Origin of the sequence: Escherichia sp. TW14182 (assembly GCF_000208525.1) — a bacterium.
Taxonomy (GTDB): domain Bacteria; phylum Pseudomonadota; class Gammaproteobacteria; order Enterobacterales; family Enterobacteriaceae; genus Escherichia; species Escherichia ruysiae.
In genome coordinates, this window is sequence record NZ_AEJZ01000004.1 from 1 (window position 1) to 22,170 (window position 22,170).

The 22,170-nt window shown below is 51.8% G+C and carries 19 protein-coding genes and 2 tRNA genes; 3 read left to right on the forward strand and 18 right to left on the reverse strand.

Annotated elements, in window-relative coordinates:
- Positions 1-48 precede the first annotated feature (48 nt).
- The 16 genes from EQY_RS0100365 to trxA all read right to left on the reverse strand — a co-directional run bounded on the left by EQY_RS0100365 (position 49) and on the right by trxA (position 14,963).
- Positions 49-124, reverse strand: a tRNA-His gene (locus tag EQY_RS0100365).
- A gap of 58 nt (positions 125-182) precedes the next feature.
- Positions 183-259: transfer RNA gene (locus tag EQY_RS0100370), tRNA-Arg, on the reverse strand.
- A gap of 102 nt (positions 260-361) precedes the next feature.
- Positions 362-1,747 carry a bifunctional threonine/serine APC transporter ThrP gene (thrP, locus tag EQY_RS0100375; protein ID WP_000774723.1) on the reverse strand — a complete coding sequence of 462 codons (1,386 nt, stop codon included), beginning with the start codon at positions 1,745-1,747 and terminating at the stop codon, positions 362-364.
- Positions 1,748-1,938: 191 nt separating this feature from the next.
- Positions 1,939-2,679, reverse strand: a complete 741-nt coding sequence (gene wecG, locus EQY_RS0100380) for a lipopolysaccharide N-acetylmannosaminouronosyltransferase (protein ID WP_001064054.1) — start codon at positions 2,677-2,679, stop codon at positions 1,939-1,941.
- Between the two features lie 2 nt (positions 2,680-2,681).
- Positions 2,682-4,034, reverse strand: a complete 1,353-nt coding sequence (wzyE, locus tag EQY_RS0100385) for an ECA oligosaccharide polymerase (protein ID WP_000055104.1) — start codon at positions 4,032-4,034, stop codon at positions 2,682-2,684.
- Entirely contained in the window at positions 4,031-5,110 is a 1,080-nt protein-coding gene (gene rffT, locus EQY_RS0100390) for a TDP-N-acetylfucosamine:lipid II N-acetylfucosaminyltransferase (protein ID WP_000217207.1), read from the reverse strand. The genes wzyE and rffT overlap by 4 nt, the downstream gene beginning before the upstream one ends.
- On the reverse strand, positions 5,107-6,357 hold the full coding sequence (wzxE, locus tag EQY_RS0100395; RefSeq protein WP_000050237.1) for a lipid III flippase WzxE: 1,251 nt from the start codon (positions 6,355-6,357) through the stop codon (positions 5,107-5,109). Before wzxE ends, rffT begins: the two co-directional genes overlap by 4 nt.
- 1 nt (position 6,358) lies before the next feature.
- Positions 6,359-7,489, reverse strand: a complete 1,131-nt coding sequence (gene rffA / locus EQY_RS0100400; protein WP_000612065.1) for a dTDP-4-amino-4,6-dideoxygalactose transaminase — start codon at positions 7,487-7,489, stop codon at positions 6,359-6,361.
- A 4-nt stretch (positions 7,490-7,493) separates the two neighbouring features.
- A complete protein-coding gene (gene rffC / locus EQY_RS0100405; RefSeq protein WP_001122572.1) occupies positions 7,494-8,168 on the reverse strand; it encodes a dTDP-4-amino-4,6-dideoxy-D-galactose acyltransferase in 675 nt (224 codons plus the stop codon).
- A gap of 34 nt (positions 8,169-8,202) precedes the next feature.
- Positions 8,203-9,465: a UDP-N-acetyl-D-mannosamine dehydrogenase gene (wecC, locus tag EQY_RS0100410; protein WP_000006631.1), complete on the reverse strand. Its 1,263-nt coding sequence runs from the start codon at positions 9,463-9,465 to the stop codon at positions 8,203-8,205.
- Positions 9,462-10,592, reverse strand: coding sequence for a non-hydrolyzing UDP-N-acetylglucosamine 2-epimerase (gene wecB, locus EQY_RS0100415; RefSeq protein ID WP_010345125.1), 1,131 nt, complete (start codon positions 10,590-10,592; stop codon positions 9,462-9,464). Before wecB ends, wecC begins: the two co-directional genes overlap by 4 nt.
- A 55-nt stretch (positions 10,593-10,647) precedes the next feature.
- A complete protein-coding gene (gene wzzE, locus EQY_RS0100420) occupies positions 10,648-11,694 on the reverse strand; it encodes an ECA polysaccharide chain length modulation protein (protein WP_000193462.1) in 1,047 nt (348 codons plus the stop codon).
- Positions 11,695-11,705: 11 nt separating this feature from the next.
- On the reverse strand, positions 11,706-12,809 hold the full coding sequence (gene wecA / locus EQY_RS0100425) for a UDP-N-acetylglucosamine--undecaprenyl-phosphate N-acetylglucosaminephosphotransferase (protein ID WP_001050953.1): 1,104 nt from the start codon (positions 12,807-12,809) through the stop codon (positions 11,706-11,708).
- A 239-nt stretch (positions 12,810-13,048) separates the two neighbouring features.
- Positions 13,049-14,308 carry a transcription termination factor Rho gene (gene rho / locus EQY_RS0100435; protein ID WP_001517407.1) on the reverse strand — a complete coding sequence of 420 codons (1,260 nt, stop codon included), beginning with the start codon at positions 14,306-14,308 and terminating at the stop codon, positions 13,049-13,051.
- 84 nt (positions 14,309-14,392) lie between these two features.
- A complete protein-coding gene (gene rhoL / locus EQY_RS0100440; protein ID WP_010345119.1) occupies positions 14,393-14,494 on the reverse strand; it encodes a rho operon leader peptide RhoL in 102 nt (33 codons plus the stop codon).
- Positions 14,495-14,633: 139 nt separating this feature from the next.
- Positions 14,634-14,963, reverse strand: coding sequence for a thioredoxin TrxA (gene trxA / locus EQY_RS0100445; RefSeq protein ID WP_001280776.1), 330 nt, complete (start codon positions 14,961-14,963; stop codon positions 14,634-14,636).
- A 130-nt stretch (positions 14,964-15,093) separates the two neighbouring features.
- Here trxA and rhlB point away from each other — a divergent pair, with 130 nt between their 5' ends.
- Together rhlB and gppA are read left to right on the forward strand one after the other, a co-directional pair.
- Entirely contained in the window at positions 15,094-16,359 is a 1,266-nt protein-coding gene (gene rhlB / locus EQY_RS0100450) for an ATP-dependent RNA helicase RhlB (protein ID WP_000047511.1), read from the forward strand.
- 135 nt (positions 16,360-16,494) lie between these two features.
- The gene (gene gppA / locus EQY_RS0100455) at positions 16,495-17,979 is read left to right on the forward strand and encodes a guanosine-5'-triphosphate,3'-diphosphate diphosphatase (protein ID WP_000535978.1); all 1,485 of its coding nucleotides are present in this window, start codon (positions 16,495-16,497) and stop codon (positions 17,977-17,979) included.
- Between the two features lie 104 nt (positions 17,980-18,083).
- On the opposite strand, the gene rep is transcribed toward gppA, so the two are convergent.
- Entirely contained in the window at positions 18,084-20,105 is a 2,022-nt protein-coding gene (rep, locus tag EQY_RS0100460; protein ID WP_001238849.1) for a DNA helicase Rep, read from the reverse strand.
- An 86-nt stretch (positions 20,106-20,191) separates the two neighbouring features.
- On the opposite strand from rep, the gene ppiC reads away from it, so the two are divergent.
- Entirely contained in the window at positions 20,192-20,473 is a 282-nt protein-coding gene (gene ppiC / locus EQY_RS0100465; protein WP_001140260.1) for a peptidylprolyl isomerase PpiC, read from the forward strand.
- 74 nt (positions 20,474-20,547) lie between these two features.
- Here the strand turns inward: ppiC and ilvC are convergent, their stop codons facing one another.
- Positions 20,548-22,023: a ketol-acid reductoisomerase gene (gene ilvC, locus EQY_RS0100470; RefSeq protein ID WP_000024944.1), complete on the reverse strand. Its 1,476-nt coding sequence runs from the start codon at positions 22,021-22,023 to the stop codon at positions 20,548-20,550.
- Positions 22,024-22,170 lie beyond the last annotated feature (147 nt).

Consider the following 22,170-nt stretch of genomic DNA (forward strand, 5'->3'; position numbering starts at 1 on the left):
GCGCGTCTACCAATTCCGCCACCTTCGCATTGTCACAACTTCTAATAATGGGGTGGCTAATGGGATTCGAACCCACGACAACTGGAATCACAATCCAGGGCTCTACCAACTGAGCTATAGCCACCACTACAAATCTTGTTACGCGGTATTACTACCACCGCAGCTCAAGCGCCGGGACTAAATGGCGCGCCCGACAGGATTCGAACCTGAGACCTCTGCCTCCGGAGGGCAGCGCTCTATCCAGCTGAGCTACGGGCGCTTAGCGCCGTTGCGGGGGTGGATAATACGGACTTCACACCCCTCTGTCTAGTCCCTTTTTAAATAAAATGCGCGTTTGGTTACGGTTTGTGCATTTTGCTGCTTATTCCTCCAGTTTATGCGCTTTACCGTGGCGATTAAGCCCAAAAACTTTATAAATCGCCGTCACCGCCAGCATAAAGATGATGCCAACAAACAGCGACATACGCGTATCTTCATTAAAGTACATGCCGACCAAAACGCAAATCAGGAATGCCATTGTTACGTAGTTGGCCCACGGGAACAGAATGGAGCGGAACGGATGGCTGGCAATCGCCGCTTTGTGCGCACGACGAAAACGCAGTTGGCTTATCAAAATCACAAACCATGGCACCATCCCCGGAAGCACGCTGGCACTGTAGACGTAAACAAACACACGCTGTGGATTGGGGATGATGTAATTCAGGCATGAACCAATCAACAGAATGGCTATTGATACCGCCACACCCGCAACTGGTACGCCGTGACGGGAAACTTTCGCCATCGCCGCCGGTAACTGGCGGTTTTTCGCCAGCGCGTAGAGCATACGTCCGCAACTGTACATGCCGCTGTTACAGCCAGAGAGAGCCGCCGTCAGCACCACAAAGTTGATAATGCCCGCCGCTGCGGTAATGCCGATTTTGGCGAAAGTCAGTACGAATGGGCTGCCGTTGCTGCCTATTTCATTCCACGGGAAGATAGTGACGATAACGAAAATCGCGCCTACGTAGAAAATCAGGATTCGCCATAGCACTTTGCCTACGGCACTGCGCAACGTCACCTGCGGATTCTTCGCTTCACCGGCGGTGATGCCAATCAGCTCCACGCCCTGGTAGGACGCCACCACGATACACAAGGCGGTGAGGAAGCCTTTCCAGCCACCCGCAAAGAAACCGCCATGCTCTGTGAGATTGCTAAAACCAATCGACTGCCCGCCATTGCCAAAGCCAAAGAAAATCACGCCCAGGCCAATGACGATCATCACAATGATTGTGGTGACTTTGATCATCGCGAACAAGAACTCGATTTCGCCATACAACCGCACCGCCGCCAGATTTGCCAGCGCCACCAGCGCCACCGCGATCAATGCGGGTATCCACTGTGCCATCTCCGGGAACCAGAACTGGACGTAGACGCCGATGGCGGTGATTTCTGAAATCCCCACAGCCATCCACATAAACCAGTAAGACCAGGCGGTGAGATAGCCAAAGAACGGGCTCATATAACGATGTGCGTAAACGGCGAAAGAACCAGTAACCGGTTCGAGGAACAACATTTCGCCCATTGAACGCATAATGAAAAAGACGAACAGCCCGGCGATGATATAGGCCAACAATACGGATGGCCCAGCCCATTTCAGGGTACTGGCAGCCCCCATAAACAAGCCAACGCCAATGGTGCCCCCCAGGGCGATGAGTTCGATATGTCGAGCTTCCAGCCCACGCTGTAGCTCTGGTTTGTTATCTGCCATAAATCCTCGTGTTGTGTTTGCATGTTTTTCCGGTGTTACCGGTTATCGTTATGGGTACATCGAGTGTTGCGAATGTTTTCGTAATTTAGAAGAAATGGCAAATGAAGCATTAAAAATTTGGATGCTTTGTGTAATAAAACGGCAGACAGGTGACGGAGTGACCACTCCGTCGCTTTACAGAGAGAGGAAAATCAGAGGTTGCCGGTGTAGTGCCAGCGTAAATAGCGCAGTAAACGAAGCTGGCGTTTAATGCGGCTTGGCTGCGAAAGCAGGCGATAGAGCCACTCCAGCCCCAGTTTTTGCCAGATTTTCGGCGCGCGTTTCACATGACCAGTAAAGACATCATACGTCCCGCCAACGCCCATATACAGCGCATCTGGATGCACCAGACGGCAGTCGCGCATGAAGATCTCCTGCTTTGGCGATCCCATCGCAACGGTGACGATTTGCGCTCCACTGGCATGAATTCGTTCAAACAGCGCCTGACGCTGCTCGGGTTTAAAATAACCATCCTGACTGCCAACGATATTCACATTCCACTGGTTGCGCAGTTTAGCTTCGGTCTGCGCCAGCACTTCAGGTTTACCGCCAACAAGAAATACTGGCGTCCCTTCTTTGCCTGCGCGCGCCATCAGCTCTTCCCAGAGATCGGCCCCGGCAACACGGGAAACCTGCGCCTGTGGGTACTTTTTACGCACTGAACGTACAACGCTGATGCCATCAGCATATTTAAATTCGGCAGCGTTAATTAACTCCCTGACCTCAGCATTATCTTCAATGGTCAGCATTTTTTCGGCATTAATGGCAACCAGCGTTCCCTGCTTAAGCTGCCCTTCAGCGAACAGATAATCAAGGGCGTGCTGCATATCACGCCAACCGATCAACTGTAAGCCACGCAGCGTATAGGTCGGTGCCGTGGTGTTGTTATTCATTGTTATCCTTCAACCTGCGTCCGGAGCGATGATTTTGTGCGTTTATTAATGAGTCCGGCGCTTTCAAAAAGCCAGTACAACAGTTTTGCGATCATCAGACATGCGCCGAAGACCACGATAAAAAAGACCACGCGTGAGACAAACGAATCCAGCCCTTCACGCGCCAGCACGATCATATTGAAGATCGCCCCGAAGCAGAAACTGTGCAATATCGCGGCCTTATAACGATTGGTTTCGCGGTTGCCCAGCTCATACAGCCAGTCGAACCACTTAATGATCAGACCAACCACAATCGCCCCCAGAGGAATAAACAGCGCGCCGCCCATAACAACCAGTGAACCAATAAGCGTAGGCGAGATTGCCAATCCGGAGTGATTGTTTAGCACTTCCCAGGTGAAATAGTTGGCAGAATTCAGCACCATGCTCGGCCGTCCCGGCCACAACCAGGAAGGAATAAAGACATAGAAATCGCGGACAATCGGCGCCAGCCCCTGGAAGTCGATGTTGTCGTAGTTCTGCAACAGCAACGCCAGATTCTCCCACGGCGAGAAGGTGTCGCGGGTGAGATAGAGAAACGTGTAGAACGCCTCATCGCCGCTCACGTTCATTCCATAGCGTTTTAGCGCCAGCCAGAACATACCAACAATCCCCAGCACGCCTGCCGCCGCCAGCATCCACAACGAAATCCAGCCGCGAATAATGCCAATAAACAGGAAGATAGCAAATGCGATGATGATATTGGCGCGAGTACCGCCGACAATCATATAAGTCAGCAAACCAAATGCGACCGTGCTGACGAGGAAAAACAGCCACGCTTTGCTGTCCTGGCGCAGAAAATAGACCACCAGCATCGCCGGGATGAAAAAGTAAAAGAAGCGTTTTAGCGCCACGCCGGAGACTTCACTGGAGAAGATCTGGCTGTAGGAGTTAAGCCGGAACAGCAAAAAACCGTTGTGCATGAAGAAGATGCCGACGCTCACCAGCGCGATGCCCATCAGGATCACCCATGTGAGATTGGTCTCCACACGGTTCATGGTAAACAGCGGGCGGCGCGGTACATCGACAACGCGTTTGCGTAGGCGGGTTTTGTAGGTGACGTAGTAAACCGCATAGAAGCAAGCAGCAGAAAGTAGCGCCTGAAGGAGAATGTCTGGCGGCGCAACGCCGACATTAAAGCGAAATACCAGCACGCTGGTCAGCGGAAAGCCAAAGAAAAAAGTGAGCAAAAACAGCAATGAAAAGAAGACATTGAAGTTAAAGCGCACGCGGCGAAACTCAAACCAGGTCAGCGTAGCAATAAACAGTGAGCAAAGCAGCCAGACAACAAACAGGCCGCTAAATTGCAACAGGCTCATGCGTCCTCCCCGCTGGCAATAGCCAACGCCCGCCGCCAGCCTTGCAGATAGTTCGGGCTAAAGAAGGCAATGTTGTTTTTATCCACCGACGCCAGCTGGCGCTGCGCTTCACGCACAATATCCTCGTTGAGATCATCAGTGGTAAACAGCACCGGTAAATGTTGTTCCGTCATATCTTGCCAGAATGGGTTTTCCCGGTTAAGTACGCAGGGAATGCCTGCCTGAATCAACAAGCACAGAGTACCAATGCCCTGCTGGCGGGCAAAAATAAAGTAGCCGAGATCGCACTGGCGAAGTAGCGCCAGATAGGCGTCAAAATCCAGTTTTTCGCTCAAAATTTGCAGATTTTCTTCGCTGAACAATTTCAGCCCCGCCTGACGAACTTCGTTGATATACACATCGTTATTGGGCGGATACCCCATCGGCACCACCACTTTTACCGTATCGCCAAACTGCTGATGAACAGCATTTAAGGCGGCAATGTGTTCATTGCTGCGATCGCCGGAGTTCCCCACCAGAATGGTCATTTTCCCTTCACGTTGCCGATCGTTCGCCATCGTATTGAGAGATGGATCCATCCGCGTCGGGAAGTAAATCAGTTCGCCCCTCACCTTAGGATGCGTTTTAGCAAAAAAGCTCAAATCACCGCGAGTAGCAAATACGCAGCCAACTCGCTTTTGTGCCAGCCGGCGGATAGGGTAAAACAGTTTGAATTTCAGCCCGCTGGAGACCTCATAGAGATCTGCCCCCCAGATATGCCAGTAAAACTGGCTGGGTTTGATACCACCACTCAGCAACGCCAGCCACAGCGTGGTGTTGAACTGACCGTGGAAGAAAAATCGCTGCTGCCGGTTAGCTTTCGCCTTTGCGATGACCGCTTCTGCCAGGGATTTTTTACCTGGGTAAAATTGCACAGAAAGTGCCGGACAGCTGTCACTTAAGCCGTCGTCCTTGCCAGCAACCATAAACTCGCGCGCGTGCTCGCTCGTTGCGGCCAGCGCGTCGTTGAAAAACCGTAAAACGGTTTGGTTATGGTGAGGGATATCCGATCCCAGTACGTGAATCAGTACAGTCATGCCCGCCTACGCCAGAGTAAAAACACGCCACAACAAAGAGAGAAATAGACGATATACGTTGCCATATAAGCCTGCGCCGCGCCCAGCGCACCATGCGCAGGGATCAACCAGTGGGCAAATACCATCAACAAAGTGAACTGGCTGACTTCCGCCAGGATATAAAACCGCAGCGACGCTTTGGCGATCACCAGGTAACCAAAGACATAAGCACCCACTTTTAACACATCGCCCACCAACTGCCAGGCAAAGAGATCGCGCATAGCGGTAAATTTATTCGATAACAGCAGCCAGATGGCAAAATCGCGCAGCAGCCAGACGGTAAAACTCGCCACCGCCACTGCTGGTAAGACGAATTTCAGCGACTTCACCACTTCCCGGGTGATATCGCGCTTTTCCGTTAGCCGCGACAACGTGGGCAGTAAATACACGCTAAAAGAGGCGGTAATGAATTGCAGGTAGGCATCGGAAATACTGCTCACCCCTTGCCAGATGCCCACTTCATCCCAGCTATACTGCGCCGCCAGCAGTTTACGCATCATGATGTAAGCAACGGGCAAGGTCACCGACGTAATCAACGCCATGAGCGTAAATTTGCTCAACTGCCCTGCCAGACCATTATCCCAGCTGGGTTTCAGATAGCTTAACGGGATTGCACCACGCTTAATTAGCATGATGACGGCAGGAATCACCACCAGCGCAGGAATCAACGCCAGTCCCAGCAACGCCCCTTCATAACCGCCCAAACGGTAACTGACGTAATAGGCAATAACGCCAAGCAAGCTGCCGAGAATAAGCGACAGGGCATTACCGGCGGCATCACGAAAACCTTTCATCAGCGCCAGCAGCAGGTTGCCCCAGGCGATCCCCATCTGTACGAGTGCAACCAATCGCACCAGCCCCTGATAGTCGGTATTACCGAACAATCCCTGGCTGATTGGGGCAGCCGCCAGCACAAAAACCAGCGCCATCAGCGTAGAGAAGGCAAGCACCATCGCTGATGAAGTACCGACCACGCGGCGTAGCTGCTGCGGATTATCATGGTACTGGGCAACGTATTTCGTTACGCCGTTAAAGATGCCCGCCCCAGCGAGCACGCCGAGCACGGTAATCAACTGGCGGAAATTTGCCGCCAGCCCCAGCCCAGCCGGACCAAATGACACCGCCAGCAACTTACCGACCAGCAACCCGGCACCAATCTTGACCAGCGTACTGGCCGCCGTCCATAAGGACGCTTTTGCCAGCGACATATCAGGAGAAGTAGTTCAACAAAGTCGCAATTACCGTGCGTTGATTGACGGGCGACAAATTGTAGAACAGCGGCAGGCGCAGCAGGCGCTCGCTCTCTTTGGTGGTGTAGCGTTCTTCGCCGTGGAACTCACCAAAGCGTTCACCCGCAGGGCTTGCGTGTAGCGGAATATAATGGAACACCGCCATAATTTCCGCTTCTTTCAGGAAGTTAATCAATGCGCTCCGGTCATCATTATCCCGCAGCTTAATGTAGAACATATGCGCGTTCTGCACGCAGCCATCCGGAATCGACGGCAGTTCGATACGCCCGGCTTTCGCCAGAGGTGCTAACGCATCATAGTAGTTTTGCCACAACGCCAGACGTTGCTGGTTGATACGTTCGGCGGCTTCCAGTTGCGCCCACAGGTACGCAGCTTGCAGATCGGACATCAGATAGCTGGAACCAATATCACGCCAGGTATATTTATCGACCTGACCACGGAAGAACTGGCTGCGGTTAGTGCCTTTTTCGCGGATGATCTCAGCTCGCTCGATCAACGCTTTATCGTTAATCAGCGTCGCACCACCTTCACCGCCCGCCGTGTAGTTTTTGGTTTCATGGAAGCTAAAGCAGCCAATATGACCAATGGTTCCCAGCGCACGCCCTTTGTAAGTGGACATCACGCCCTGAGCGGCATCTTCCACCACAAACAGGTTATGCTTTTTCGCCAGCGCCATAATGGTGTCCATTTCACAGGCCACGCCCGCGTAATGTACCGGCACGATAACACGCGTTTTGTCGGTGATCGCCGATTCAATAAGCGTTTCGTCGATGTTCATGGTGTCCGGACGAACATCCACAAAGACGATTTTCGCGCCACGCAGCACAAAGGCATTGGCGGTGGAGACAAAGGTGTAACTCGGCATGATCACTTCATCGCCAGGCTGGATATCGAGCAGCAACGCCGCCATCTCCAGCGAAGCGGTGCAGGACGGCGTCAGCAGCACTTTGGCACTACCAAAACGTTGCTCCAGCCACTGCTGGCAGCGACGGGTAAAACCGCCATCACCGCACAGTTTGCCGCTACCCATTGCCGACTGCATATAGTCGAGTTCGGTTCCTACCACCGGCGGTGCGTTAAATGGAATCATGTGATCACCTGTATAACCAGTACGCGGTGCTTTCTACATTCGCACCACTTTGTATGTATCGTTTAAGCGCGGCGGTGTTGCCCATCTGGGTCGCCACCCGCAATGTTGTTTTACCGCGAGCATACGCCCAGTTTAGCGCCGCTTGCATCAGCTGTGCACCGGAGCCACGGCCTGCCAGCAAGCCAATGCGCGCGTCAGTGGCATTCAACTCTCGTAGAGAAACATAGCCACAAATATCACCAGACGCCGAACGTAAAATCAGGCATTGATGATCAAAAGTGCCGCGTACGGCGTTTTCAATCCACTGCGCATAAAAGCGCCCACTGGCGTCAGGCGCATACCACGGCGCACGAAAACGGCTTTGCGCAAATGCCTCGCAGGCTAACTGGCGTAGCACTGGAATATCTGTCTCTTGTGCCACTTCTGCGTCGCTATCACTTGCACTGTTCACAGGCAGTACCAAATCAACTTCACCCTCAACTAGTAAGAATCCCAGTTGTTGCAAGGCGTCCAGCTCATCGGTATTTGATGCGGCAATTTTGGCCTGCACCCGTGACCACGGCGCTAAGGCGTCTGACGTCAGGAGTGGCGCGTCAGGACTAATACGCACAATGGCGCTATTGACACCAAAGAAGGTGTTTTCCCAGGTTAGTGGTTCAATTCTGGCGCGAATGGGCATTGTGTGACTCCCTCAAAACAGTCATTCACTGTAATCAGCGCCAGACCCCTTTGGTATCTACGACATACTGCTGTTTAACATGTTCGCCGCTGATGGCTTTGAACTGACTGTGATCGACCAGCATCACCAGTACATCTGCCGTTTCCAGTGCGTCGTCAAGCTGCGCCAGAGTGCAAAGTCCGATCAGTTTTTTCGGCAACTGGTGAATATTCGGTTCAACAACCAGCGTTTCACCGCTGTGCCATTGCGCGATCAGTTCAGCGATTTCCATCGCCGGGCTTTCGCGCAGGTCATCAATATTCGGTTTAAACGCCAGACCAAAGCAGGCGATTTTCAGTTCACTGGCGCGTTTATCGGTAGCAGCAAGGCAGTCGGCAACCGCCGCTTTCACTTGATCGATAACCCAGAACGGTTTGTGATCGTTCACTTCACGCGCGGTACGGATAAGCCGCGCCTGCTGCGGGTTCTGTGCCACAATAAACCACGGATCAACAGCGATGCAGTGGCCGCCCACGCCAGGGCCAGGCTGAAGAATATTGACGCGAGGGTGACGATTCGCCAGGCGAATCAGTTCCCAGACGTTAATCCCCTGATCGGCACAAATCAGCGACAATTCATTAGCAAAAGCGATATTCACATCGCGGAAGCTGTTTTCAGTCAGCTTACACATTTCCGCCGTCCGCGAGTTAGTGACGACACACTCTCCTTCGAGGAAAATTTTGTACAGTTCGCTGGCGCGCGCAGAACAAACCGGCGTCATACCGCCAATCACACGGTCATTTTTAATCAACTCGACCATCACCTGCCCCGGCAACACACGTTCAGGGCAGTAGGCAATATTCACGTCAGCCTGCTCCCCCACTTGCTGCGGGAAAGTCAGATCTGGACGCATCTCTGCTAACCATTCTGCCATCTTCTCGGTTGCCCCCACCGGCGAGGTGGACTCAAGGATCACCAGCGCGCCTTTTTTCAGTACTGGCGCAATGGAGCGGGCAGCCGATTCGACGTAAGTCATATCCGGTTCATGATCACCTTTAAACGGCGTAGGTACAGCAATCAACCAGGCATCCGCCTCAACCGGCGTCGTGCTCGCTCGTAAAAATCCACCTTCTACGGCAGTTTTTACCACGCTCGCTAAATCAGGCTCGACGATATGGATTTCGCCACGATTGATGGTATCAACCGCTTGTTGGTTGATATCGACACCAATCACCTGTTTTTGCCGGGAGGCAAACGCTGCCGCCGTCGGCAGCCCAATGTAACCCAGTCCAATGACAGAAATGGTCGCAAAACTCATAGTGATATCCGATTATTTTTTAACGCTTCCAAAATGCGAGAGCATGCCTGACCATCACCATACGGGTTATGGGCGCGGCTCATAGTTTGATATTCGTTTTCGTCTTTTAAAAGACGCGTCACTTCCTCGACAATTCGCTGCTTATCCGTGCCTACCAGACGCACCGTACCCGCCATCACTGCTTCCGGACGTTCAGTGGTATCGCGCATCACCAGCACCGGTTTACCCAGTGAAGGCGCTTCTTCCTGAATACCGCCAGAGTCAGTCAAAATCAACCAGGCGTGGTTCATCAGCCAGACAAACGGTAAATATTCCTGGGGATCGATCAGAATGACATTTTTCACATGCCCCAGAATGCGGTTTACCGGTTCTCTGACGTTCGGGTTGAGATGTACCGGATAGACAATCTGGATGTCCTGATGAGTGGTGGCGATTTCTGCCAGTGCGTGGCAAATTTCTTCAAAGCCACGACCGAAGCTCTCACGTCTGTGACCGGTCACCAGAATCATCTTCTTATCGGGGTCGATAAACGGGTAATTTGCCGCCAGTTCAGAACGCAGCGTATCGCTGCTCATCACCTGGTCGCGCACCCACAGCAAGGCGTCGATAACGGTATTGCCGGTAATAAAGATTCGGCTGTCAGCAACGTTTTCACGCTGCAGGTTTTGCCGGGAAGTTTCAGTTGGCGAGAAATGGTACATCGCCAGATGACCGGTCAGCGTGCGGTTAGCCTCTTCCGGCCACGGTGAATAGAGATCGCCCGTACGCAGTCCAGCCTCTACGTGACCAACAGGAATACGCTGATAAAACGCTGCCAGGCTGGTTGCCAGTGTGGTAGTGGTATCACCGTGTACCAGCACGACGTCTGGTTTAAACTCGGCAAGAATAGGTTTTAGCCCTTCCAGAATCCGACAGGTTATCTCTGTCAGACCCTGCCCTGGCTGCATTATGTTGAGATCGTAGTCAGGTACAATGGAAAAGAGTTTCAGCACCTGATCGAGCATCTCCCGATGCTGCGCAGTGACGCAAACTTTAGCCTCAAAAAAAGGATCTTTTGCCAACGCATGCACCAGCGGTGCCATCTTGATGGCTTCCGGGCGCGTACCAAATACAGTCAGTACTTTCACATCGATTCTCTTTGAATAAGCGGCGAGCGCCTTTGCGCTCACCGCAGCAGTGTTGCTATTTCGAGCAACGGCGGGTTAATGCGACACCAGCCCCGATCAGCCCCCCGACAATGCCCCACATAATCATAAGGAAGGCACGACGTGGGCTATCGCGTTTTACCGGTTCTTCCGGCGTACGCAAATAGCGATAGGTCTGAAAACGCGGATCCAGGGTTGGACCTACATTAAGGGTGTTTAACATGGCCCGATTCTGATCATAGTCAAGATCAAAGGCCGGACCGACGGCCTGTAAATTTTCTAATCGCGCCTGCAGCATAGGGCGCCCCAGCAAAAACATTTCTGAATCAGGCAATTCATCCGCAGGGACATCTGTCGCACTACGGGAAATATTATGTTGCTCGGCGATTTTGAGCGCCTGCTCAATGCTGTTTACCCGGCGGTCGTAGATCGCTTTCGCAACTTCTTCCTGACGCTTCACCTGGGCTTTCATTTGGATAGTGCGTGCTGCCCATGCGCCTTTCAGCTCATCATTCAGATGGCTGGCAGCGCGCTGACTGGCGAATGCGACATATTGACGCAGCAGATTATTGGCATCAGGGGCAGTTTCGGCAATCAATTTAACGTTATCATTGGTCGCGCGGGTGAAATCACCGGGAATAAACTGGATGTTGTTGATCATTTCATCCAGCAGAGCCGCATCGGCTTTACTGTTACCGACCATCCGCTGTTTGTAATAATCCGTCTGCAGCCAGAAATCGCGACGGGTGTCCCACGACGCCAGCTGCATAACAAATTCTTTATAGGCTTCGTCCATGACCGATGGTTGGTCGGCAGGAGCCATGTTCGAACGGACGTCCAGGTTACGCAAAAACTGCTGCTGCGAGTAGTATCCCCCCAGCATATTCACCGTTGGACGATCGGTAATCGCCGTCGCACTCCACTCCTGGCGGGCGAAAAATGTATACGCCAGCGCAATTAACGCAAACGCCAGCCCCACGCCAATAATCCACAGCTTCCCAGCCCACAAGGTACGAAACAACCCACGAATATCCAGTTCATTTTCAGCGTCTTCGGCTGGTTTCCCAGGCATTGGTTGCGTCATTACATCCTCGTTTATTTGGTTAAGTTGGGGCTGCCACCACGATTTCTGCGCAGTCGGCGTTTCACACGCTTAATAAAGCGAGCAACCTTCCAGGCGCGCTTAATGCAATAGCCATAGAGGAAGAATGCTAGCAAAAAGAGCACCAGCATGACCCATTCAGGGACAAAATGAGAATATTCTGCCAGCACGCCAATGGAAGCAAGCAGTGCAGCAGCAAGGGTAATCAGCACAAATGCCTGACGAGAAGTAAAGCCAGCGCGCATGATTAAATGATGAATGTGCTGACGGTCAGGCGAGAACGGACTCATGCCTTTACGCAGGCGACGATACATAATAGCCACCATATCCATCAGCGGAATGGCGATTATCCATAATGCAGTCACCGGGCTAATCGGATGCGTTTTACCCTGGGTGGTTTCCAGCAGGATCCAGATTACGGTAAAACCAATCAATGTACTGCCCGCATCGCCCATAAAGACTTTGTAGCGACGCCCCAGAATACCGAGGTTAAGCATGATGTAAGGCAGGATGGCGGCAATCATCGCAAAGCACCAGATAGCGAGGCTGGTTTGCCCGTCGAACCACAAAATCATGCCAATTGCCGCAAATGAGACGCAGGACAACCCGCCCAGCAAACCATCAATGCCATCAACCATATTGAAAGCATTAATTGCCGCCCAGACTGCAAACAACGTCAGGAAATACCCAAACGGTCCAAGTACCATCTCCCAGTCGCCAAAAATATAGCCAAGGCTACTGAGATAAAGTTTGCCGAACACCATCATAATGATGCCAACAGCGGCCTGTATGGTGGCTCGAATTTTTACGCTGATATCAAAACGGTCATCCAGCGCGCCGATGAACACCAGGACGCCAGCGCAAGCCAGGTAGAGAGATGCATGCGGAATGTAATAATCGACAATTCCGAACGTAAAGCAAATCCCTGCATAAACTGAAATACCCCCAACGAGCGGTATCAATCCCTGGTGACGTTTGCGGAAGTTAGGTTTATCCACTAAACCGACTTTTTTTGCTACCTTGCGGGCAAAAAACAGAAACAGTGTCGTGAATAAAAAAATACTGATGAGATCAGTACTCACTGTCAGTAAATTCACAATGCATGCTCTCAGAGAAAATTATTAGCAGAAGTATACCCACGAAGACCTTTATTCAGAAGGGAAACTACTTTCTGAACCAATCAGACTTGTGTAAAAACCAACCACTCGCGACGAAAATCGTATAAAACACCCGCAAAAACCAGGAATTTTCCCACCATCACAGGCACGCTGCTAAGATTACAGATATAAAAGCAAAACGCCACGTAAACACGTGGCGTTTTTAGCATAAGACAAATTTATGAGCGTTTCATCATATCAAAGAAATCGTCATTGGTCTTGGTCATTGCCAGTTTGTTAATGAGGAATTCCATTGCGTCGATTTCACCCATCGGGTGAATGATTTTGCGCAGGATCCACATTTTCTGCAGCTCTTCCTGAGTAGTGAGCAGTTCTTCTTTACGTGTACCGGAACGGTTGTAGTCGATAGCAGGGAAGACGCGTTTTTCAGCGATCTTACGAGAGAGGTGCAGTTCCATGTTACCGGTGCCTTTAAACTCTTCGTAGATAACTTCGTCCATTTTGGAACCCGTATCGATCAGCGCCGTCGCGATGATGGTCAGGCTGCCGCCCTCTTCCACGTTACGCGCCGCACCGAAGAAGCGTTTCGGACGATGCAGTGCGTTAGCATCCACACCACCGGTCAACACTTTACCGGAAGCCGGAACGACGGTGTTGTAAGCACGCGCCAGACGAGTAATAGAGTCGAGCAGAATAATAACGTCTTTCTTGTGCTCAACCAGACGTTTCGCCTTCTCGATCACCATTTCCGCAACCTGAACGTGGCGAGATGCCGGTTCGTCAAAGGTAGAAGCGACAACTTCCCCTTTAACCAGACGCTGCATCTCGGTTACTTCTTCCGGACGTTCGTCAATCAGCAGAACCATCAGCACACAATCCGGGTGATTGTAAGCAATGCTCTGGGCGATATTCTGCAGCAGCATGGTTTTACCTGCTTTCGGCGGCGCCACAATCAGACCACGTTGACCACGACCGATTGGCGAAGCCAGATCCAGCACGCGAGCGGTCAAATCTTCAGTAGATCCGTTACCACGTTCCATACGCAGACGAGAGTTTGCGTGCAGCGGAGTTAAGTTCTCAAAGAGGATTTTATTGCGGGCGTTTTCAGGTTTATCAAAGTTAACTTCATTAACTTTCAGCAGCGCAAAATAGCGTTCACCTTCTTTCGGCGGGCGAATCTTACCAGAGATGGTATCACCAGTGCGGAGGTTGAAACGGCGGATTTGGCTGGGAGAAACGTAGATGTCATCAGGACCGGCGAGGTAGGAGCTGTCTGCGGAACGGAGGAAACCAAATCCATCCTGCAATATCTCCAGTACGCCATCACCAAAGATATCTTCGCCACTCTTTGCGTGCTGCTTCAGGATGGCAAAAATAATGTCCTGCTTACGCATACGAGCCAGATTTTCCAGCCCCATATTTTCGCCGAGAGTGATCAGCTCAGAAACCGGCGTATTCTTTAATTCGGTAAGATTCATAGTGGTGTGAGTTCTTAAACTTGGGGTAAATCTCGAACTTAATGTTGTGAATGGTATGGCAGGATCATCCATGCCTGTTTACGGTCATCGACTCATGTCTTTTCGCTGTCTGGTCACAGGAAAGTACGCAGAACTGAAACGACAAGACGGATTGAGTGACAAACCAGAAATCTGTTCACTTCGCATTAGATAAAAACGGGAAGCGTTGGATATTACAAGATTCAAACTTAATAAGGTAAGTTTAATACGAAGTCAACATTAAGTTAGCATGGCTCACGCCGGGCGTCCAGTTTTTAGCGACAGGGCACCCGAACATGACGTTCCCTTATGCCAGATTGGCGTCGAGGAACTCTTTCAACTGACCTTTAGACAGCGCGCCGACTTTCGTTGCCGCCACTTCGCCATTCTTGAACAGCAGCAGAGTCGGGATACCACGGATGCCATATTTCGGCGCAGTGCCAGGGTTTTGATCGATGTTCAGTTTTGCAACGGTCAGTTTGCCCTGATATTCGTCAGCGATTTCATCCAGAATCGGGGCGATCATTTTGCACGGACCGCACCACTCTGCCCAGAAATCGACGAGGATTGCCCCGTCCGCTTTGAGTACATCCGTATCAAAACTGTCGTCAGTCAGGTGAATAATTTTATCGCTCATATATAACTCCACAGGAATAAGCCTGGCGTGTTGGTTTCGTTGTTGGTGTAACATTAACCAACTAAAGGTTGACTTTATTTCACCGGATACGCTTTCGTAAAGCAATAGTAAGCTGATATTCTATCACACTATGAGCAAAACACATTTAACAGAACAGAAGTTTTCCGACTTCGCCCTGCATCCGAAAGTTGTAGAAGCCCTTGAAAAAAAAGGGTTTCATAACTGTACGCCCATTCAGGCACTGGCTCTTCCGCTAACGCTGGAAGGTCGTGACGTAGCCGGGCAGGCGCAAACCGGTACCGGGAAAACGATGGCGTTTCTTACGTCTTCGTTTCATTACCTTCTCTCTCATCCCGCAATTGCCGATCGCAAGGTGAATCAACCGCGTGCCTTAATTATGGCACCGACGCGTGAACTTGCCGTGCAGATCCACGCCGACGCGGAACCACTGGCACAAGCTACTGGCCTGAAACTGGGTCTGGCCTACGGTGGCGATGGCTACGACAAACAGTTGAAAGTGCTGGAAAGCGGCGTTGACATTCTGATTGGCACCACGGGTCGTTTGATCGACTACGCCAAACAAAACCATATTAACCTCGGTGCCATTCAGGTGGTGGTGCTGGACGAAGCCGATCGCATGTACGATCTGGGCTTTATTAAAGATATCCGCTGGCTGTTCCGCCGTATGCCGCCTGCGAACCAGCGCCTCAACATGCTGTTCTCTGCCACACTTTCGTACCGGGTACGTGAACTGGCGTTCGAGCAGATGAATAACGCCGAATATATCGAAGTGGAACCGGAACAGAAAACGGGCCACCGTATTAAAGAAGAGCTTTTCTACCCTTCTAACGAAGAAAAGATGCGTTTGTTGCAAACGCTGATCGAAGAAGAGTGGCCAGACAGAGCGATTATTTTCGCCAACACCAAACACCGTTGTGAAGATATCTGGGGTCACCTGGCGGCAGATGGTCATCGTGTTGGTCTGTTGACGGGCGATGTGGCGCAGAAAAAACGCCTGCGTATTCTTGATGAATTTACCCGTGGCGATCTGGATATTCTGGTTGCTACCGACGTTGCTGCTCGTGGTCTGCATATTCCGGCAGTGACGCACGTGTTTAACTACGATTTGCCCGATGACTGTGAAGATTACGTTCACCGTATCGGTCGTACTGGCCGCGCAGGCGCAAGCGGTCACTCTATCAGCCTGGCGTGTGAAGAGTATGCATTGAATTTGCCTGCTATTGAGACCTATATTGGTCACTCAATTCCGGTAAGCAAATACAATCCGGACGCATTGATGACCGATCTGCCAAAACCGCTGCGCCTCACGCGCCCGCGCACAGGCAATGGTCCGCGTCGTACTGGTGCTCCACGTAATCGTCGTCGTTCAGGTTAAATAAATAATGTCATACTCAAAATCATTCAAACTGTATCAAGATGGCAAGAGAATGAATCCCGATGCGCTTACTGTAGTAAGTGATTCGGGTGAAAGAATGCAGCCAACGCAGAGACAGATTGAAGGATGAAGAGTATGGGTTCCACCTCATCGCTGTATGCAGCCATTGATCTCGGTTCGAATAGTTTTCATATGCTGGTTGTGCGCGAGGTGGCTGGAAGTATCCAGACGCTGACGCGAATTAAACGCAAAGTGCGTCTGGCTGCTGGCCTGAACAGCGAAAATGCCCTGTCTAATGAAGCAATGGAGCGCGGCTGGCAATGTCTGCGCCTGTTTGCTGAACGTCTGCAAGATATCCCACCATCGCAAATTCGCGTTGTCGCTACGGCGACGTTACGACTTGCTGTCAATGCCGGTGATTTTATTGCTAAAGCGCAGGAAATCCTCGGTTGTCCAGTGCAAGTCATTAGCGGTGAAGAGGAAGCGCGCCTGATTTATCAGGGTGTTGCTCATACCACAGGTGGAGCCGATCAGCGCCTGGTCGTGGATATTGGCGGCGCGAGTACCGAACTGGTCACTGGCACAGGTGCACAGACCACGTCTTTGTTCAGCCTGTCGATGGGCTGCGTCACCTGGCTGGAACGTTATTTCGTCGATCGTAATCTCGGGCAGGAAAACTTTGTCGCAGCTGAACAAGCCGCACGTGAAGTTTTGCGTCCGGTTGCTGATGAACTGCGATATCACGGCTGGAAAGTGTGCGTTGGCGCTTCCGGCACCGTGCAGGCGTTACAGGAAATAATGATGGCGCAGGGGATGGATGAGCGCATTACCCTCGCGAAGTTGCAGCAACTGAAACAGCGCGCTATTCATTGTGGTCGGCTGGAAGAGCTGGAGATTGAAGGGTTAACGCTGGAACGCGCATTAGTATTCCCGAGTGGTCTGGCGATCCTGATAGCCATTTTTACCGAACTGAATATTCAGTGTATGACCCTGGCGGGCGGTGCTCTACGTGAAGGCCTGGTCTACGGCATGTTACATCTGGCGGTTGAGCAAGATATTCGCAGCCGAACACTGCATAATATTCAGCGCCGCTTTATGATTGATATTGATCAGGCTCAGCGCGTAGCCAGCGTTGCGGCTAACTTCTTCGATCAAGTGGAGAGTGAATGGCATCTTGAAGCGATTAGCCGCGATTTGCTAATTAGCGCCTGTCAACTTCATGAAATTGGTCTGAGCGTTGATTTCAAACAAGCGCCGCAACATGCCGCTTATCTCGTGCGTAATCTGGATCTTCCCGGTTTTACGCCTGCGCAGAAAAAGCTGCTGGCGACGCTATTGCTCAACCAGACGAATCCAGTCGATCTCTCATCGCTGCATCAACAAAATGCCGTACCGCCGCGCGTTGCGGAACAACTCTGTCGTTTACTGCGCCTGGCAATCATTTTTGCCAGCCGTCGCCGTGACGATTTAGTGCCGGAGATGACATTACAGGCCAACCATGAACAGTTGACCCTGACACTGCCGCAAGGTTGGCTGGCTCAGCACCCGCTGGGTAAAGAGATTATCGATCAGGAAATTGAGTGGCAGAGCTATGTCCACTGGCCGCTGGAAGTGCTTTAACGTGTAATGTGCCGGATGCGATGCTCACGCATCTTATCCGGCGATAATTCCGCTTTCCGGTGCCGTGATCATCCAATCCAACCAGCCCCAGACAATACGAATGGCTATTTGCCTCGTTTTGCTGCCATCATCGCTTTCAGATTCGCCAGATGGTTTTGCCCTTTCTGCATCCGTTCTTCGGCGCTGACCACTTTGCGCTCTTGTTCCCAAATCAAGTCATCCTGCGGTAATTCCAGCAGGAAGCGGCTCGGCTCCGGACGTACCAGCTCACCGTACTGACGACGCTCTTTACACAGCGTAAAGGTCAACTCTTTCTGGGCGCGGGTGATGCCGACATAGGCCAGCCGCCGCTCTTCATCGATATTATCCTCGTCGATGCTGCTTTGGTGCGGCAAAAATCCTTCTTCCATACCGACCATGTAGACATAAGGAAACTCCAGCCCTTTTGACGCGTGCAGAGTCATCAGTTGCACCTGATCAAGCTCTTCGTCACTCTCGCCACGTTCCATCATGTCGCGCAGAGTAAAGCGCGTCACCACCTGGGTGAGCGTCATCGGCTCATCCAGTTCGCTACCTTCCAGCATCTCCGTCATCCAGCTAAATAACTGGTTAACGTTCTTCATGCGCATTTCGGCGGCTTTCGGGCTGGGTGACGTTTCGTATAACCAGGATTCATAATCCATCCCGTGGATCAGATCGCGCACTGCGGCGACAGGCTCCCGCTCCGCCAGTCGCTGGATTTCCGCCAGCCAGTGAGTAAATCGGGTCAACGCTTCATAACCACGTCCACTCAGTGTCTGACTCAACCCCATATCAAAGCTGGCGGTAAACATACTTTTATTACGCGTCATCGCCCACTCACCCAGCTTTTTCAGCGTCGCCGGGCCAATCTCTCGCTTCGGCGTGTTAACGATACGCAGAAATGCGCTGTCATCGTCCGGGTTAGTCAGCACGCGCAGATAAGCCAGCAAATCCTTGATTTCAGGACGAGAGAAAAACGACGTACCACCGGATATTTTGTACGGGATGCGGTTTTGCATCAGGAATTTTTCAAACACCCGCGACTGATGGTTACCGCGATAAAGAATAGCGTAATCTTTGTACTGCGTTTTATTGACGAAGTGATGGGCGATCAGCTCGCCAGTAACGCGCTCGGCTTCATGTTCCTCGTTATTCGCGCTTAAAACTTTTAGCTCTGTGCCGTAACCCAGTTCGGAGAACAGACGCTTTTCAAAGACGTGCGGGTTATTGGCGATCAGGATGTTCGCCGCTTTCAAAATACGTCCGGAAGAGCGGTAGTTCTGCTCAAGCTTAATCACCTTCAACGCCGGGAAATCCTGGCTCAGCAGCACCAGGTTTTGCGGACGTGCGCCGCGCCAGGAGTAGATCGACTGGTCATCATCTCCCACCACGGTAAAGCGAGCGCGGCTGCCCACCAGCAGTTTCACCAGCTCATACTGGCTGGTGTTGGTATCCTGATACTCATCCACCAGCAGGTAGCGAATCTTGTTTTGCCAGCGTTCGCGTACTTCCACATTGCGTTGCAGCAGCAATGTCGGCAATAAAATCAGATCGTCGAAGTCGAGAACATTGCACGCTTTCAGGTGCGCATCATACAGCCCATAACAATGGGCAAAAATGCGATCCCGCTCGCCTTTTGCCTCTGCCGCCGCCTGCGCAGGAGTTTTGAGATCGTTCTTCCAATTAGAGATGGTTGAAATCAGCTGTTGCAGGAGAACTTTGTCATCTTCAATCAGTCCTTCGGTCAACTCTTTGAGCAAAGCAAGCTGATCGGTATCGTCAAACAGCGAAAAGTTCGCTTTCATCCCTAACGCTGCATACTCGCGTTTGATGATATCCAGCCCCAGCGTGTGGAAGGTGGAGATCATCAGCCCACGAGCCTCTTTGCGCCCCAGCGTCTGCCCGACACGCTCTTTCATCTCGCGCGCTGCTTTATTGGTAAAGGTCACCGCTGCGATATGTCGCGCCTGATAACCGCAGTCACGGATCAGATGGGCGATTTTATTGGTGATCACACGAGTCTTGCCGGAACCCGCGCCCGCCAGCACCAGGCAGGGGCCGGTAACGAATTCGACAGCTTGTTGTTGGCCGGGGTTTAGACGCATAGAAAAATCGCTCAATGAAAGTCGGGAGGGGGAAATAACAGCGTGGTAGTATAGCCAGCCTCATCCTTACCACTCAAGGCACGATCATGGCAAAAACAGCAGCAGCACTGCATATCCTTGTAAAAGAAGAGAAACTGGCTCAGGAACTTCTGGAGCAGATCAAGAACGGCGCCGATTTTGGCAAGCTGGCGAAGAAACATTCCATTTGCCCGTCAGGCAAACGCGGCGGTGATTTAGGGGAATTTCGCCAGGGTCAGATGGTTCCGGCGTTTGATAAAGTGGTGTTCTCTTGTCCGGTGCTGGAGCCAACCGGCCCGCTGCATACCCAGTTCGGGTATCACATCATTAAGGTGCTGTACCGCAACTAACAGCAAGGCCTTCTCCCGGAGAAGGCCTTGAGTGTTTTCTCCCTCTCCCTGTGGGAGAGGGCATCAGCGCACACTTAACCCGCAACAGCAATACGTTTCATATCCGTCATATAGCCACGCAGTTTTTTACCTACCTGCTCAATTGCATGGCTGCGAATCGCATCATTTACATCACGCAGTTGCGCGTTATCTACCGCACCTTCTGGAATAGCTTTACCCAGATCGCCCGGCTGCAGCTCTGCCATAAACGGTTTCAGCAGCGGTACGCAAGCGTAAGAGAACAGATAGTTACCGTATTCTGCGGTATCAGAGATAACCACGTTCATTTCGTACAGACGCTTACGGGCGATGGTGTTGGCAATCAGCGGCAGCTCATGCAGTGATTCATAGTATGCCGACTCTTCAATGATGCCGGAATCAACCATGGTTTCGAACGCCAGCTCAACGCCTGCTTTCACCATCGCGATCATCAGCACACCTTTATCGAAGTACTCCTGCTCGCCGATTTTACCTTCATACTGCGGTGCGGTTTCGAACGCGGTTTTGCCGGTCTCTTCACGCCAGGTCAGCAGTTTCTTATCATCATTAGCCCAGTCTGCCATCATGCCAGAGGAGAATTCACCGGAGATGATGTCGTCCATATGTTTCTGGAACAGCGGCGCCATGATCTCTTTCAGTTGCTCAGAAAGCGCATAAGCACGCAGTTTCGCCGGGTTAGAGAGCCTGTCCATCATCAGGGTGATGCCGCCCTGCTTCAGGGCTTCGGTGATGGTTTCCCAGCCGAACTGAATCAGTTTTTCTGCATATGCCGGGTCGGTGCCCTCTTCCACCAGCTTGTCGAAGCACAGCAGAGAACCAGCCTGCAACATACCGCACAGAATGGTTTGCTCACCCATCAGGTCAGATTTCACTTCCGCAACGAAAGAGGATTCCAGAACGCCCGCACGGTGACCACCGGTTGCTGCCGCCCAGGCTTTAGCGATCGCCATGCCTTCGCCTTTCGGATCGTTTTCCGGGTGAACGGCAATCAGCGTCGGTACGCCGAATCCACGTTTATACTCTTCACGCACTTCGGTGCCTGGGCATTTCGGCGCAACCATTACTACAGTGATGTCTTTACGGATCTGCTCGCCCACTTCGACGATGTTGAAACCATGCGAGTAACCCAGCGCAGCGCCATCTTTCATCAGCGGTTGAACGGAACGCACTACGTCAGAGTGCTGCTTGTCCGGCGTCAGGTTAACCACCAGATCCGCCTGCGGGATCAGTTCTTCGTAAGTACCTACCTTAAAACCGTTTTCAGTCGCTTTACGCCAGGACGCGCGCTTCTCAGCGATCGCTTCTTTACGCAGGGCGTAGGAGATATCGAGACCAGAATCACGCATGTTCAGGCCCTGGTTCAGACCCTGCGCGCCACAACCGACGATGACCACTTTTTTACCCTGAAGGTAGCTCGCGCCGTCAGCGAACTCGTCGCGCCCCATAAAGCGACATTTGCCCAGTTGTGCCAGCTGCTGGCGCAGATTCAGTGTATTGAAGTAGTTAGCCATGGTGATTCCTCGTGATGTTGTGCTTCTTATTGTTCGGTTCGCTGTTGAGCGAGAATGTCACCACATTACAACAGGAAATTTATTGCGGAAATTGATATATTCACAACGTCATATTGCAATTTCTGCAACGTCATAACCGGGGGTTAA

Coding starts and splice junctions, on each gene's coding strand:
- thrP (WP_000774723.1), bottom strand. CDS start 1,747: ATGGCAGATAACAAACCAGAGCTACAGCGTGGGCTGGAAGCTCGACAT.
- wecG (WP_001064054.1), bottom strand. CDS start 2,679: ATGAATAACAACACCACGGCACCGACCTATACGCTGCGTGGCTTACAG.
- wzyE (WP_000055104.1), bottom strand. CDS start 4,034: ATGAGCCTGTTGCAATTTAGCGGCCTGTTTGTTGTCTGGCTGCTTTGC.
- rffT (WP_000217207.1), bottom strand. CDS start 5,110: ATGACTGTACTGATTCACGTACTGGGATCGGATATCCCTCACCATAAC.
- wzxE (WP_000050237.1), bottom strand. CDS start 6,357: ATGTCGCTGGCAAAAGCGTCCTTATGGACGGCGGCCAGTACGCTGGTC.
- rffA (WP_000612065.1), bottom strand. CDS start 7,489: ATGATTCCATTTAACGCACCGCCGGTGGTAGGAACCGAACTCGACTAT.
- rffC (WP_001122572.1), bottom strand. CDS start 8,168: ATGCCCATTCGCGCCAGAATTGAACCACTAACCTGGGAAAACACCTTC.
- wecC (WP_000006631.1), bottom strand. CDS start 9,465: ATGAGTTTTGCGACCATTTCTGTCATTGGACTGGGTTACATTGGGCTG.
- wzzE (WP_000193462.1), bottom strand. CDS start 11,694: ATGACGCAACCAATGCCTGGGAAACCAGCCGAAGACGCTGAAAATGAA.
- rho (WP_001517407.1), bottom strand. CDS start 14,308: ATGAATCTTACCGAATTAAAGAATACGCCGGTTTCTGAGCTGATCACT.
- rhoL (WP_010345119.1), bottom strand. CDS start 14,494: ATGCGAAGTGAACAGATTTCTGGTTTGTCACTCAATCCGTCTTGTCGT.
- trxA (WP_001280776.1), bottom strand. CDS start 14,963: ATGAGCGATAAAATTATTCACCTGACTGACGACAGTTTTGATACGGAT.
- rhlB (WP_000047511.1), top strand. CDS start 15,094: ATGAGCAAAACACATTTAACAGAACAGAAGTTTTCCGACTTCGCCCTG.
- gppA (WP_000535978.1), top strand. CDS start 16,495: ATGGGTTCCACCTCATCGCTGTATGCAGCCATTGATCTCGGTTCGAAT.
- rep (WP_001238849.1), bottom strand. CDS start 20,105: ATGCGTCTAAACCCCGGCCAACAACAAGCTGTCGAATTCGTTACCGGC.
- ppiC (WP_001140260.1), top strand. CDS start 20,192: ATGGCAAAAACAGCAGCAGCACTGCATATCCTTGTAAAAGAAGAGAAA.
- ilvC (WP_000024944.1), bottom strand. CDS start 22,023: ATGGCTAACTACTTCAATACACTGAATCTGCGCCAGCAGCTGGCACAA.